Origin of the sequence: Pararcticibacter amylolyticus (assembly GCF_003130405.1) — a bacterium.
Classification (GTDB): Bacteria; Bacteroidota; Bacteroidia; order Sphingobacteriales; family Sphingobacteriaceae; genus Arcticibacter; species Arcticibacter amylolyticus.
Map to the genome: position 1 here is coordinate 174,664 of NZ_QEAS01000013.1, position 14,098 is coordinate 188,761.

A 14,098-nucleotide genomic window follows, 5' to 3' on the forward strand; every position below is an offset into this window, starting at 1 on the left:
CCCCTATTCCTCCACAACCCCCATTGAACAAAACTTCTCAATTCTTTCGTTCACCAGTTCTTCAATATTTTTTTCTTTCAGTGTAGCAAGGTCCGATAATATTCTTTCTTTCAGTGTAGTAGCCATCGCCTTGGGATCCTGGTGAGCTCCACCAAGGGGCTCAGGAATGATCCCATCAATCAGGCCGTTCTTTAACATATCTTCAGCAGTCAGTTTAAGGCTCTCTGCTGCCTGTTCTTTAAAATCCCAGGTCCTCCAAAGGATGGCAGAACAGTTTTCCGGAGAGATCACAGAATACCAGGAATGTTCCAGCATTAACACTTTATCGCCGATACCTATACCAAGAGCACCCCCTGAAGCACCTTCTCCTATAATCACACAGATTACCGGCACGTTTAAAACTGACATTTCCAGGAGGTTCCTTGCAATCGCCTCACCCTGGCCACGCTCTTCGGCTTCCAGCCCGGGATATGCTCCCGGTGTATCGATAAGCGTAATAACCGGCTTATTAAACTTCTCAGCAAGCTTCATCAGGCGCAGAGCCTTTCTGTATCCTTCCGGGTTAGCCATACCGAAATTACGGTACTGGCGCAGCTTGGTATTGGTACCCTTCTGGTGCCCGATCACCATGACCGTTTGGCCTCCGATAGAAGCAAATCCGCCTACAATAGCCTTATCATCACTAACAGTACGATCACCATGAAGCTCTATAAAACAATCACAAATCAATTCAATGTATTGCAGGGTATATGGCCTTTCAGGATGCCTGGAGATCTGAACTTTCTGCCAGCCCGTAAGGTTTGAATAAACCTGTTTCCGGGCGGCTTCCAACTTTCCCTCAAGTTCTGCCACTGTAGCAGTCATATCAACTTTAGTCTTCTCCGACACCTGCTTTACCTTTTCTATCTGCTGTTGAAGATCCGCTATCGGCTTCTCAAAATCAAAAGATGTATTCATTGTATTAAACAAAAAATCAGGCTAAGGTATGAATTTGATATCAATATTCTCTCTTCAAAACTTATTTTTGCCTTCCTCTATCCCCTTACTTTTTGTTTGTAACAATGACTATTGAACTGGTATTACTTTGTATCGTTTCTTTTTTTGCAGGGTTTATTGACTCAATTGTCGGCGGAGGAGGGCTATTACAAACCCCGGCAATGCTGATCATTCTTCCGCAATATCCGGTAGCTACTTTGTTCGGAACAACCAAAATACCATCTATCGCAGGCACCAGTTTTGCAGCCTTCAGCTATTCACGCCATGTAAAGATCAAGGTAAAACTGCTTCTGTTCATTATCCTCGCTGCCTTTACCGGCTCCATCCTGGGCGCCTGGTGTATTTCCATAATTAACAGCACTTACATCAAACCATTCATTCTCATTTTACTGACAGCTACCGGCATTTATACCTACAGCAAAAAGAACTTTGGCCTGCACCAGGAGAAAAACCACACCGGTCTTCGTCAGATCCTGCTAGGGCTGACATTCGGGTTCATCATCGGATTCTATGACGGCCTGATAGGTCCCGGCACCGGCACCTTCCTTATCCTCGCCTTTATCTCGTTCCTTGGGTTCGACTTCCTCCACTCCAGCGCCAGTGCAAAGTATGTAAACGTTGCCACCAACCTCGCAGCGATTATTTATTTTGCAGGAACCGGTCATATTCTTTATCAGTACGCTATTCCTATGGCCATCTTCAACCTTTCCGGCTCATTTCTGGGCACCCGTCTTGCGCTGCTTAAAGGGAACCGCTTCATAAAAATATTCTTCCTGGTTGTCGTCTTTGGAACCATCCTTCGCTTCGGATGGGATGTATTCAGACCATACTTTTAAAATATCTCAAGCATCCACAGTCTGCGTTTACACGGAAGAGCTCCGATTTCATTCCGGGTTCAATCGGTGAATACACAGACATTGCTATTTTTGAGTTCATAAAAAACATCATTGATAATATGAAAGCTCTCTGGCCCTTTCTTCTCTCATTATCTTTTTCATGCTGCTTTGCCGCAACAGATTCTGCACTCGTAGCTCAGGCTAAATGGAAAGTCAAAAAGCTGTCGCCGGGTATATTCCTTAAAACGATCAGCTTTAAGGACAGCACACTATTCAGATCCAACCAGAACATCTCTATACTGGAAATAAAACAGAAGAAGAAAGTCGAATTCGATCTTGCAGCTGAAGCCAGACAGAAGAAAACTACGAGCGGGTTCGGATTGGCCGCCAACGCAATAGCCGCAATTAATGGCACGTTCTTCGATGTCGCCCGGGGAGGTTCGGTTGACTATCTGCGTTTAAACGACCAGGTGTTAAATGAGAACCGGAAAGAAGAAAACAATGAAAGAGCGCGACATCAGCAGGCAGCCGTCGTAATCAGGAAAGGAAAATTATCATTGTCGTCCTGGGACGGGTCCCAGGAATGGGAGAAACATCTGCAGGGAGAAGATATTATGGTGTCTGGCCCCATGCTGCTGCTGGGATCAAGGGAAATCCCGCAGGATTCATCTTCATTCAGCCTGACACGCCATCCGAGGTCGGTAATCGCCACAGGAAGGAATAATCGTGTCCTGCTGATCACAATAGACGGCAGGCATGCAAATGCAGCAGGCATGAGCCTGCAGGAGACGGCCAAAATCGTCAGATGGCTGAGATATAAAGACGCTATTAACCTGGATGGCGGAGGCTCGACAACGTTATGGATCAGGAATGAACCAGATAACGGAGTGGTTAACTACCCATCTGACAATAAAAAATGGGATCATGAAGGGGAAAGAGAAGTGGCTAATGTTGTCCTGGTAAAGAAAAGATAAATACACGGCAGAAGATCGAATAAAATCCGGATTAACATGCATGCGCTGATATCTATTCCAGAAGGAGACCAGACACCGGGATTCAGGATAGGCACCTTATTAGGTAAACAGCAGGGCTCCTTATCAGTTTGATAAGTTTGCCTGATCCGTAGATTTTGAAGGAGTTCACTTTGTATTCGCCCCATGAAATTAGAGCTTAGTCAGCAACTTTCGCCGAAAAACAAAACCAGATTTCATAAAAAAAGCCGCTTTTTTAAGCGGCTTTTTTTGCTCCTGAGGCTGGGCTCGAACCAGCGACCCTCTGATTAACAGTCAGATGCTCTAACCGGCTGAGCTACTCAGGAGTACATTTACCCGGTTATTGTGCTTTGCTGCCCCTTTTTAAGTTAGCAGCGTTGCTGTGTTTTGGGACTGCAATATTCGGGATTTAAATTTATTTATGCAATATTTGCCTAAAGATTTTTTAAAAAAAATTAATGAGCTTAGTTATTACAGGTACGGTGGCCTTCGATGCAATTGAAACGCCGTTTGGAAAAACAGACAGAATTGTCGGAGGAGCAGCCACTTACGCAGGACTTGCAGCTTCTTATTTTTATGACAAGGTTAAAATTGTCAGTGTTGTTGGAGATGATTTCGGACAGGAAGAAATCAGTATTTTAGAAAATCATGGCATCAACGTCGACGGCTTACAGATAAAAAAAGGAGAAAAATCCTTCTTTTGGGCAGGAAAATATCATACCGACATGAACAGCCGGGATACTCTGGCAACGGAATTAAATGTTCTGGCCGACTTTGACCCCCTGATTCCGGAATCTTACCAGGACTGTGAATTTCTTCTTCTCGGAAACCTGACGCCCCAGATTCAGCAAACCACCATAGAGAGGCTCAGAAACAAACCCAAACTGGTTGTACTCGATACCATGAATTTCTGGATGGATGTTGCATTGGACGATCTGAAGCAAGTATTAACGAAGGTAGACGTACTCACAATAAACGATGCTGAAGCCAGACAACTGTCAGGTGAATACTCCCTGGTAAAGGCTGCTAAAAAGATCCTGACTATGGGACCCAAATATCTCATCATCAAAAAAGGAGAACATGGCGCTCTTTTATTTGGCGAAGATCAGATTTTCTCTGCCCCTGCCCTTCCGCTTGCCGAAGTATTCGACCCTACCGGTGCAGGTGATACTTTTGCCGGAGGCTTTATCGGCTATCTTGCGAAAGTCGGCACTATAAACTTTAATAATATGAAGAACGCCATTATCTATGGCTCTGCACTTGCATCTTTTTGTGTTGAAAAGTTCGGAACAAGAGGGCTTGAAGACCTCAGTGCAGAAAAGATAGCTAAGAGAGTTTTGGAATTTGTCAGCCTGAGCAGCTTTGTGATAGAACAATAGGTCTCACAACAATGTCAGCCTGGTAATTTTAGCCTGCCGACAACCACGAAACGACCAAAGACGCTCTCCGAATGGGGGGCGTCTTCCATTTCTTCCGTCAGATCCTGCCCAGCCCAATGCTCATAGTGCTTTCCGTTCTTCCAGAGACGGCTGGCAGAAACATCATAAATAACTCCTTTAAAAGCTATCCATATTTCGGCCCTGTCCTGCCCGTTGCGCAAAGCAAGCTGAGACCTGGTGAACTCAGGCAATTCTGTTTCCATCATGATGTTTCCCTCCGGACTTCCTGAAATATTCAAAAAAGGCAATATTAAAGAACAACAGGGTCAATGAATAAAAATGATCCTCCAGGGGAACAGTTCCAACCCTGACACCCGTATTTTCCAGGTTGCTGTAGATTACCACAGGCAGCGATGTAAGCAAACCGTTGACAATATAAAAAGGAATCAGAGAAACGAAGTAAGCTAAATAAAAACGGCTCAGATACCGGGGTCTCTTCCACAGGAAGTAAAACGACGTTAACAAAAGCAGCCCGAATGTAATCAGGCTATATACCCGGTTATAAAACAGTAAAAGCATCAGCACCGAAAATACAGCCAGAAGCCAGCTTATCACCGGTGTTACATTCTTCAGAATATCACGCCTGACATAATAGTTCAGACACTCATAGATGAACACACAGGCAAAGGGAACCGTAATAAAAAAGAGGATCTCTTCAAGAGGAAGGTTAAAGAAAGCGATCCCCTGAATATATTTCTCATTAAACGACCATACATCGAATATTGTAAAAAGATAATCCCAGATCAGGAACAGCCCGCCTGTAAGAAGCAACCCGGGAAAGATAAACCGCCAGTTGCTGTAGAAGCGAACCCGCTTGTCAAACGACAGTATTACTGGAAAAAAAACAGTTAAAAAATTTATCAGCAGGTACGTATAGTGGCTATCCATTATTCAAAGCTGCGTCGAATATAGTCAATTCTTTTGCACTATATCGTCCGCTCTTCTTCAAAAAACCAATCACATTTTTCACCAATACAGGATCTTCAATATCTATTTGGCCTTTCTGAGCCAGCTCAAGCATCTTTGCAGCATCTTCCTCCATATGCTTGCTCAATCCAAGGAAAGAGGGCAGATAATATTCCAGGCTAAACCGCAGAAAACGGATTTCCAGGCTCTCAGGGCTTTTGGCAACGGCTGTTTCCATTGTCTTCAACCCACTTTTTACATATTCCATCTTTTTACACGGATTCCACGCATGTTTAGCCATAATCGCCTGAGCAGAACCGTAATAAGCGAGCATAAGAGGACTGGAAGACGCCTGGGGTTCCAGCATCTTGTAAAACTTCTCTGCAACTTCCTTATCCTTTACAGCCGCAATATAACTTTTCCGCAATTGACTGATATCAAATGCCTTCATTGAAAAAGGGAGAAATAATAACAAAATAAAAAACCACCGCATCATATTACATCTTTTTAAGATCAATATACGCAAAATTGCATACTCCGGTTTCAGATATTCTGATTTTATGATAAAAATGTATCCGCTGACATCTGAATATCCCGCCGAAACGCTATTGCGTATGGATATTAAACAAGTTACATTTACGGAGTATCGAATCAGTTTTATAAGTTGGAACCGGTGCAATAAATAAAAAATGAAAAAATCGAAGATCGCAGTCATCGGTTCAGGCTTTGCCGGATTATCAGCTGCAAGCCTTTTAGGACAGGCAGGTTATGATGTTACTGTCTTTGAAAAGAATGATCAGCCGGGCGGCCGAGCCCGGACGTGGGAGCAGGATGGTTTCCGCTTCGATATGGGTCCCAGCTGGTACTGGATGCCGGATGTATTTGAAAACTTTTTCAAACGATTCGGGCATTCTGCCACTGATTTCTATCACCTGCAAAGACTGAACCCTTCTTACCGGGTCTATTGGGGGGCCGGTGATTACACAGATATCCCGGCAGGAATACCTGAGCTTAAAGAACTGTTTGAACAGATAGAGCCGGGATCAGGACAAAAGCTGGAAGAGTTCCTGATTCAGGCCCGGTTTAAATATGAGACAGGCATGGGCGACTTTGTTTATCGCCCCTCCCATTCCGTGAGGGAATATGCCGACCTGAAGCTTCTCAAAGCCAGCTTTAAACTTCAGATGTTCACCAGCATGAGGAGCCATATCCGGAAGTTCTTCTCCCATCCAAAGATCATTAAGTTGCTGGAATTCCCGGTATTGTTCCTGGGAGGCACTGCCAAAAACACTCCTGCCCTCTATAGCCTGATGAACTACGCTGATCTGGCACTCGGCACCTGGTATCCGATGGGGGGTATGAATGAAATTGTAAAAGCAATGACTGAAATTGCACGCAGCCAGGGAGTGCGAATTGAATTGAACGCAGAAGTTCAGAAAATCATCGCAGACCAGGGCAGAGCGACAGGTGTACAAACCGGGAAAGGTACTTTTGAGTTCGACTTCATTATCTCCAATGCTGATTATCAACATTCAGAACAAACACTCCTGGCCCCGCGCTTCCGCCACTATTCCGCTTCCTACTGGGATAAACGAACGATGTCTCCCTCTTCTTTGCTGTTCTTTGTAGGGCTGAATAAAAAAGTAAAAAACTTAAAGCATCACAACCTCTTCTTCGATGAGGATTTCGAAAAACATTCGGAAGAGATCTATCAGCAGCCTGCATGGCCTGAAAAGCCGCTCTTCTATGTCTGCTGCCCTTCTAAAACAGATCCCTCGGTGGCTCCCCCTGAAGGAGAGAACCTCTTCTTCCTGATCCCGGTAGCACCCGGACTAACAGACACTCCCGAAATAAGAGAGAAATACTTCAACCTGCTCATGCATCGGATCGAAACTATTACAGGAGAAAATATAAGCGGCTCAATCATCGTAAAAAGGAGCTATGCCATAAACGACTTTATTAATGATTACCATTCTTTTAAAGGTAACGCATACGGTCTTGCAAACACCCTGCTCCAGACGGCGTTCCTGAAACCCAAGTTAAGGTCGCGGAAAGTAGACAATCTCCTTTTTACGGGACAATTAACTATTCCGGGACCGGGAGTCCCCCCTGCGATTATCTCGGGGCAGGTAGCGGCGGCCGAAGCGATAAAGATCATTGAAGGTCAGGCAGGCTGAAAGCATCCGCAATCTTCGGCCTGAAGCTGATAACATGCTTCCTGGTATATCTCCCACAAACGATAACCACCGGAAAGGTTATATACCCTGCTGAACCCGCTCTGCATCAGAATTCTTTGTGCCAGATAGCCTCTAAGGCCTACCTGGCAATAAATAACAATTTTTCTGTCTGCCGGTAACTGATGGAGCCGATCCCTGAGTTCATCAACAGGGATATTGAGGGCGTCTGGGATTCCTCCCCTATCGTGTTCTGCCGGGCTTCTGACGTCAAGCAATAAGGTATCCTCTTCCAGGCGGCTGATGTCGCACGGGTAGATCACTTTCATACGGCCCGACAGGATATTATCGGCAACGAACCCTGCTATATTAACCGGATCTTTTGCTGATGAAAAAGGCGGCGCATACGCATGCTCAAATTCTGCAAGGTCGTAAACCGTTCCGTTTCTTTGAATAATTGAGGCTAAAACATCCAGGCGCTTATCCGTTCCTTCATACCCTGCAACCTGGGCGCTTAAAAGTCTGCCTGAAACAGGCGCAAACGCTATCTGAATAGTTAGCTGCCTGGCTCCGGGATAATATCCGGCATGCGAGCCGCCGTGCGTGGTAGACACGATGTTGCGTATCCCCTCCTTTTGCAGATTTTTAGACGCCATGCCGGCAATCCCTACCGTCATATCAAACACCTTAACAATAGCTGTACTAATAGAACCCGGGTATTTCTGTACATTTCCTGCTACAAGGTTATTGGCGCAGATCCGGCCCTGCTTATTAGCCGGCCCAGCCAGGTACGCAGGCCCTGGTTTGCCGGTAAAAGGATTAGGAAACTCAATAGCATCCCCCACAGCATATATATCAGGATCTGAGGTTTGAAGAAACTCGTTTACCACGATTCCGCCCGACTTGCCGGTCTCCAGGCCGGCGGCCAGCGCAAGCCGGGTGTCGGGCCTTACTCCGACGGACATGATAACGATATCGGCTTCTATAGAATCGCCGTTACCCAGTTTAACTGAGACTTCACCGTCCTGACGTTCAAAAGCTGAGACTGCTGTATCCAGGTACAAACGCACACCTTTTGCCCTAATATGTTGTTGTACAATTGCTGCGATATTGAAGTCAAGTGGCGGCAATATTTGAGAGACCTTCTCAACTATACTCACTTCCAATCCCAGGTGATGAAGATTTTCGGCCATCTCAAGCCCTACAAATCCGGCACCTATCACAACAGCCCTCCGGATCCCCCCGGAATGAACGTATTGCTTTATAGCATCCATGTCCGATACGTTCCTGAGAGTGAATATCCCCTCCCCGTCAATCCCGAGAAGCGGCGGCCTTACCGGAAAGGCCCCCGGAGCCAGAACCAGTTTATCATAACTCTCTTCATATACCTCGGCGGTAACGCTGCATTTTGCCGTAACCTTTTTTTCCGCAGGTTGAATCGCTGTTACCTCAGTATTAACCCTGACATCTGTGTTAAACCTGCTTTTAAAAGAAGCAGCGGTCTGAATAAGAAGCTTATCCCGCTCTTTTATAACTTCCCCGATATAATAGGGCAAGCCGCAATTGGCGTAAGATATATACTTCCCTTTTTCAAAGATCACGATCTCTGCCGTTTCATCCATTCTGCGCAAACGGGCCGCTGTTCCTGCTCCCCCGGCAACGCCGCCGATAATAACATACTTCATATACCGAATATTGTGGTTCAAAGAAAAGAAGTATATCCTGCCTAAAATGTAACTTTGATCACATTCTTAGATTTTTTTACCAATCTGATAAAAACATGTCTCAAAACCAGGCAATGGATAATTATTCTTCATCTTTCTTTCTCGGGAAACACTTCAGCCAGTTTGAGCCTGCGCTCAAAGAAAAGATCGCCGCGAATGCTTCCTTAAGGGAGTTTTCTGCCGGGGAACAGATCATGCAAACCGGGCAATATTTCAGGTCTACAGTTTTAATAGCCGAAGGCAGGGTAAAACTGTACAGGGAAGGCGCAGCAGGAGAAGAGTTTTTTATCTACTATCTTGAACCGGGCCAGGCATGCGCGTTGTCGATGATCTGCGCCACACGCCAGGAAACAAGCCAGATTATGGCCAAGGCTATTGAACCGACCATTGTTCTCACAATCCCCATACAGTTAATGGACGACCTGATGCGCGAGCACAAAACATGGTATTACTTTGTGCTCGATTCTTACCGGAGCAGGTTTGAAGAACTCCTTACAGTAGTAGATAACGTCATTTTCAAAAGTATGGATGAACGCCTGGAATACTATCTGAAGCGGCAGTGCGAAAAATTGCAAACGAAGCAACTCCGGATCACCCACCAGGAGATTGCCAACGATCTGAATTCATCCAGGGAAGTGATCTCAAGGCTTTTAAAGAAGTTGGAACAGAACAGGCAGATCTCCCTCTTTAGAAACTATATTGAGTGCCACTTCTAGATCAGCCTCTGTGACAAGAATCACAAACTCCCCCGCATTTATTTCATTTTTTTGCACCCGATGGAAATAACAGGCTATCTAGCAGCAGCGTTTATCGGTATATCCCTTGGGCTCACGGGAGGAGGAGGATCTGTTCTGACGGTTCCTGTCCTTGTGTACCTGTTTCATCTGAACCCGGTACCGGCTACAGCATACTCCCTTTTCGTCGTCGGCACTTCAAGTGCAGCAGGTGTACTGCCGAAATTCAAACAAGGAACGGTCGATCCCCGGATAGCTTTGACATTTGGAGCCCCCTCGCTTGTGGTTGTCTTCCTCTTCAGAAAAGTGATCGTCCCGTTAATCCCGGAGATAATTATACAAAATCATTATTTCACCATCCAAAAAGACGATGCGATCCTTATAATGTTCGCTGCACTGATGATGCTGGCATCTCTCAGTATGCTGAGAGGAAAAGAAAAGGATCCAGACCGCAATTTCGCTCCCTCAGACCGCGGGCTGATTGCAAATGGTATCGCAACCGGCATTGTTGCCGGACTTCTGGGAGCTGGAGGCGGATTTATCATTATCCCTTCACTGGTTGTGTTTGCAGGACTTGACATAAAGAAGGCAGTGGGTACCTCTCTTCTCATCATAGCAGTCAATTCCCTCGTCGGATTTACCGGCGATCTCTTTCACTTTGATATCAACTGGCCCCTCCTCCTTTCCATAAGTGTTTTGGCCATTGCAGGGACGATAGTGGGCAACTACATTTCAGGCTTCATCTCTTCAGGCAAACTGAAAAAGATCTTCGGCTGGTTTATCCTGGGGATGGGAGCCATAATTTTAATAACAGAAATACTTTAACAAACATGATCGACGCAATATCAGATTCAATCAGGCAACCATGGCCCTGGTACGTTTCAGGTTTCATGATTGCACTTGTTCTCGCTTTTATGCTGTTTACAGGCAAAACATTCGGCTTTTCGTCCAATCTCCGCACCTTGTGTACCCTGTGCGGGGCGGGCAGAAAATGGGCGTTCTTTAACTTCAATTGGAAAGATCAGGCATGGAACCTCCTTTTTCTCTTAGGCTCCATTCTGGGCGGCTTTATTACGTCCCATTTTCTTGAGAATGGACAAGCACTCAAACTTGCTTCATCCACCGTTCAGGATATTCAGAAAATAGGAATCAATTTCACAGGCGAGATGCAGCCCGGACAACTTTTCGGACCTGAGGCTCTTCTTTCCGTAAAAGGTATCCTTATCCTGATCACCGGAGGGTTCCTGGTTGGCTTTGGCTCCCGTTATGCCGGAGGCTGTACATCCGGGCACGCCATAACCGGACTCTCAAACCTTCAAAAGCCTTCCTTAATTGCAGTAGCAGGCTTCTTCATCGGGGGCCTGATCATGACTCATTTACTCCTGCCTCTTATATTTTAAGTATGAAAGCACTTCGTTTTATTATAGCCGGAACAATTTTCGGAATCATTATGAGCAAATCTGAAGCCATTTCCTGGTATAGGATTCAGGAGATGTTCAGGTTTCAGTCATTTCACATGTACGGAATAATCGGGGTCGCCGTATTGTTGGGAGCGGCCATCACCTACCTGATAAAGAAATTCAGATTAAAAGACATACACGGCAATCCTATTATCCTGGAAGACAAGAAAATGCAATGGAGGAAATATCTTTTCGGAGGCATCATCTTCGGGCTCGGATGGGCGCTGACAGGAGCTTGTCCGGGGCCCATTTTTGTCAACCTCGGATACGGTTATCTGACTTTCCTGGTGGTTATTGCAGGCGCCCTCCTCGGAACACTTACCTATGGAATTATCAAAGATAAGATCCCTCACTAAGCTGTTTCATTAGGATGATCACCGGATTTTTACGAATCAAAACGAGCAGAAGGTTGTTGTAGCGTAAAAATACGTATAGGTAACATGAATTCGATTCTATCCTTCATAGAAAATCTTCCGGATTTTATCTGGAATGCCATTCTCATTTCAGGAGCCATACTTACAGGTCTTCTCGCCAGGGCTATAATCAGGAGTTTCCTCCGGTTTAATTACAGGAAAACGAAGTTTTACCTTTTTAATGAGGTCTCCACCCATCTCCATGCACCGGCGGGATACTTCCTTCCCCTGGTCATGCTCAATATTGTACTACCAGCCCTTCGCCTTCAGAAGCCCGTCGCCCACAATCTGGACCGCATTACAGAGATCTGCCTCACCATTGCCTTCGCTGCTATGCTGATCCGTACAGTGCGCATTTTCCAGGCGGTCATCTTACATATTTACGATATCAACCAGGCTAATAATCTGAAAGCGCGACGGATCATGACGCAATTGCAATACGTCAGGCAACTGGCGGTGGCTATTATCGTCATCCTGACAATCGCCGCCATCCTCTTAAGTTTCGATAATCTAAGAAAGCTGGGAACAGGATTACTCGGCGGGGTAGCCATCGGCGCGACTATCGTGGGTTTTGCTGCGCAACAGTCTCTGGGGAACCTTCTGGCCGGCTTTCAGATAGCATTTACGCAGCCAATCCGGATCGACGATGTCCTGGTAGTAGAAGGAGAATGGGGCAGAGTGGAAGAGATTACCCTGACATATGTCGTCTTGCGGATCTGGGATCAGCGCCGGCTGATTCTGCCGATCAGCTATTTCATCAACAACCCCTTCCAGAACTGGACACGAAAAACGTCTGAGATACTGGGCACAGTCTTCCTGTACCTGGATTATTCTGTGCCGGTGGAAGAACTCCGGGCAGAATTAACCCGCTTACTTCAGAGTTCTTCCCTCTGGGACGGAAAAGTGAATGTTTTGCAGGTGACGGATACCAAAGAGAGAACGATAGAAATAAGGGCGCTTATGAGTTCCAGGAATTCAGGCGAAGCATTCGATTTACGTTGTTATGTGCGCGAGAACCTGATTAAATTTGTCGAGAAGAACTATCCCGGCAGCTTACCACGCACCCGTGCAGAGATAGACGCCCCCCCTGCGGTAACCGGCAAACCTGCCTAAGTTTTTAGCAGGTGTAACAAATGAAACCTGCTCCTGTCTAACTCATCAGGAATTTGTACTTTTATTGCATGGCCATAAGCAGGAGCTATAAAGAAAATGTCAGGGTTGCATTACAATCTGTAAAAAGTAATAAGTTAAGAACATTCTTAACCGCAGCCATTATTGCTATCGGTTTGATGGCGCTTGTAGGGATACTCACATCTATCGACGCGATAAAAAGCTCCTTAAACAATACGTTCTCACGAATGGGTGCCAACTCATTTACCATCCGGAACCGGGGCATCGGAATACGGATCGGCGACGGAGGACAAAAAGCTAAACGATACGAATCAATCACCTTCCGGCAGGCAATAGCATTCAAAAGAGGTTTTACATTCCCGGCAACAGTATCGGTAAATATGTTTGCTACTCAGGGCGCCACAGTAAAACATGGGAGCCTGAAAACTAATCCCAATATATCGATACTCGGTGCCGATGAGAATTATCTGCTTACCGGAGGATTTGAACTGACCGGTGGACGAAACTTTTCGCAAACCGAAGTTGATTATGGCAGTAATGTGGTAATTATCGGGTATGAGATTAAGACAAGCCTGTTTCCCAAAACGGATCCGGTAGATCAGTCAATCCTTATAGGGGGCAATAAGTTTCGCATAGTAGGACTTCTGAAGGAAAAAGGTGCAGGTGCAGGGTTTGGCGGAGACAAAATGTGTATCGTCCCCTTATTGAAAGCAAGGCAGATCACCACAAATTCGAATCCCAGCTACACCATCACAGTTATGAGCAGCAACCCGAATGTAACAGAAACTGCCATCGGGGAAGCTACCGCCTTGTTCAGGAATATCCGGGGCTTGCATGCAGGAAAGTCTGACGATTTTGAGATCACAAAAAGCGACGCTATCGTCCAAACTTTACTGGAAAATATAAAATGGGTTACCCTGGCTGCCATTGTAATCGCCGTAGTTACCCTCGCAGGAGCCTCTATCGGGCTGATGAACATTATGCTGGTATCGGTCACCGAACGTACACGCGAAATAGGTGTTCGCAAAGCAATCGGAGGAACCCCTGCAATAATCAGGCAGCAGTTCCTCCTGGAAGCAATTGTTATATGTCTGATCGGCGGACTCGCCGGAATCGTACTTGGTATATTGATCGGTAACCTGGTCGCAGTCCTGCTGGGAGCAAGCTTCCTCATTCCCTGGGCCTGGATCATACTGGGAGTTATCCTTTGTGTGTCGGTCGGCGTTGTATCCGGCCTTTACCCCGCGTCAAAAGCTTCCCGGCTGGACCCGGTGGAAGCGCTGAGATATGAAT

The 14,098-nt window shown here is 46.0% G+C and carries 15 protein-coding genes and 1 tRNA gene; 10 read left to right on the forward strand and 6 right to left on the reverse strand.

Annotation, left to right across the window (positions count from 1 at the left end; genetic code table 11):
* Nucleotides 1-3: 3 nt before the first annotated feature.
* Nucleotides 4-957 carry an acetyl-CoA carboxylase carboxyltransferase subunit alpha gene (locus DDR33_RS16500; RefSeq protein WP_109416903.1) on the reverse strand — a complete coding sequence of 318 codons (954 nt, stop codon included), beginning with the start codon at nt 955-957 and terminating at the stop codon, nt 4-6.
* Between the two features lie 104 nt (nt 958-1,061).
* Between DDR33_RS16500 and DDR33_RS16505 the strand changes: the two genes are divergently transcribed.
* Nucleotides 1,062-1,832, forward strand: coding sequence for a sulfite exporter TauE/SafE family protein (locus DDR33_RS16505; protein ID WP_109416904.1), 771 nt, complete (start codon nt 1,062-1,064; stop codon nt 1,830-1,832).
* 119 nt (nt 1,833-1,951) lie between these two features.
* Nucleotides 1,952-2,806 (forward strand): phosphodiester glycosidase family protein, encoded by an 855-nt coding sequence (locus DDR33_RS16510; RefSeq protein WP_109416939.1) that lies wholly within the window; start codon nt 1,952-1,954, stop codon nt 2,804-2,806.
* A gap of 270 nt (nt 2,807-3,076) precedes the next feature.
* Here DDR33_RS16510 and DDR33_RS16515 read toward each other — a convergent pair.
* Nucleotides 3,077-3,150, reverse strand: a tRNA-Asn gene (locus DDR33_RS16515).
* Between the two features lie 132 nt (nt 3,151-3,282).
* Between DDR33_RS16515 and DDR33_RS16520 the strand changes: the two genes are divergently transcribed.
* The gene (locus DDR33_RS16520; protein ID WP_109416905.1) at nt 3,283-4,203 is read left to right on the forward strand and encodes a PfkB family carbohydrate kinase; all 921 of its coding nucleotides are present in this window, start codon (nt 3,283-3,285) and stop codon (nt 4,201-4,203) included.
* A gap of 14 nt (nt 4,204-4,217) precedes the next feature.
* Here DDR33_RS16520 and DDR33_RS16525 read toward each other — a convergent pair whose 3' ends face one another.
* The 3 genes from DDR33_RS16525 to DDR33_RS25585 are packed head-to-tail and all read right to left on the reverse strand — an operon-like array spanning nt 4,218 to nt 5,620.
* Complete coding sequence (locus DDR33_RS16525; protein ID WP_202913769.1) at nt 4,218-4,466, reverse strand: cytochrome b5 domain-containing protein; 249 nt, start codon at nt 4,464-4,466, stop codon at nt 4,218-4,220.
* Nucleotides 4,447-5,151: a lycopene cyclase domain-containing protein gene (locus DDR33_RS16530; protein ID WP_109416906.1), complete on the reverse strand. Its 705-nt coding sequence runs from the start codon at nt 5,149-5,151 to the stop codon at nt 4,447-4,449. The genes DDR33_RS16525 and DDR33_RS16530 overlap by 20 nt, the downstream gene beginning before the upstream one ends.
* On the reverse strand, nt 5,144-5,620 hold the full coding sequence (locus tag DDR33_RS25585) for a hypothetical protein (protein WP_146198794.1): 477 nt from the start codon (nt 5,618-5,620) through the stop codon (nt 5,144-5,146). Before DDR33_RS25585 ends, DDR33_RS16530 begins: the two co-directional genes overlap by 8 nt.
* 238 nt (nt 5,621-5,858) lie before the next feature.
* Here DDR33_RS25585 and DDR33_RS16540 point away from each other — a divergent pair, with 238 nt between their 5' ends.
* Nucleotides 5,859-7,346, forward strand: coding sequence for a phytoene desaturase family protein (locus DDR33_RS16540; RefSeq protein WP_109416908.1), 1,488 nt, complete (start codon nt 5,859-5,861; stop codon nt 7,344-7,346).
* Here the strand turns inward: DDR33_RS16540 and DDR33_RS16545 are convergent.
* Nucleotides 7,334-9,028, reverse strand: a complete 1,695-nt coding sequence (locus tag DDR33_RS16545; RefSeq protein WP_109416909.1) for an FAD-dependent oxidoreductase — start codon at nt 9,026-9,028, stop codon at nt 7,334-7,336. The genes DDR33_RS16540 and DDR33_RS16545 overlap by 13 nt on opposite strands.
* 95 nt (nt 9,029-9,123) lie before the next feature.
* Between DDR33_RS16545 and DDR33_RS16550 the strand changes: the two genes are divergently transcribed.
* From DDR33_RS16550 to DDR33_RS16575, 6 genes are all read left to right on the forward strand, one after another.
* A complete protein-coding gene (locus tag DDR33_RS16550) occupies nt 9,124-9,783 on the forward strand; it encodes a Crp/Fnr family transcriptional regulator (RefSeq protein ID WP_202913766.1) in 660 nt (219 codons plus the stop codon).
* A 60-nt stretch (nt 9,784-9,843) separates the two neighbouring features.
* Nucleotides 9,844-10,626, forward strand: a complete 783-nt coding sequence (locus DDR33_RS16555; protein WP_109416910.1) for a sulfite exporter TauE/SafE family protein — start codon at nt 9,844-9,846, stop codon at nt 10,624-10,626.
* A 5-nt stretch (nt 10,627-10,631) separates the two neighbouring features.
* Nucleotides 10,632-11,201 (forward strand): YeeE/YedE family protein, encoded by a 570-nt coding sequence (locus DDR33_RS16560; RefSeq protein WP_109416911.1) that lies wholly within the window; start codon nt 10,632-10,634, stop codon nt 11,199-11,201.
* 2 nt (nt 11,202-11,203) lie between these two features.
* On the forward strand, nt 11,204-11,617 hold the full coding sequence (locus tag DDR33_RS16565; protein WP_109416912.1) for a DUF6691 family protein: 414 nt from the start codon (nt 11,204-11,206) through the stop codon (nt 11,615-11,617).
* Nucleotides 11,618-11,701: 84 nt separating this feature from the next.
* Nucleotides 11,702-12,787, forward strand: a complete 1,086-nt coding sequence (locus DDR33_RS16570) for a mechanosensitive ion channel family protein (protein WP_109416913.1) — start codon at nt 11,702-11,704, stop codon at nt 12,785-12,787.
* Between the two features lie 68 nt (nt 12,788-12,855).
* Nucleotides 12,856-14,098: ABC transporter permease (locus DDR33_RS16575; protein WP_109416914.1), on the forward strand; the 1,243-nt coding region annotated here is incomplete at its 3' end.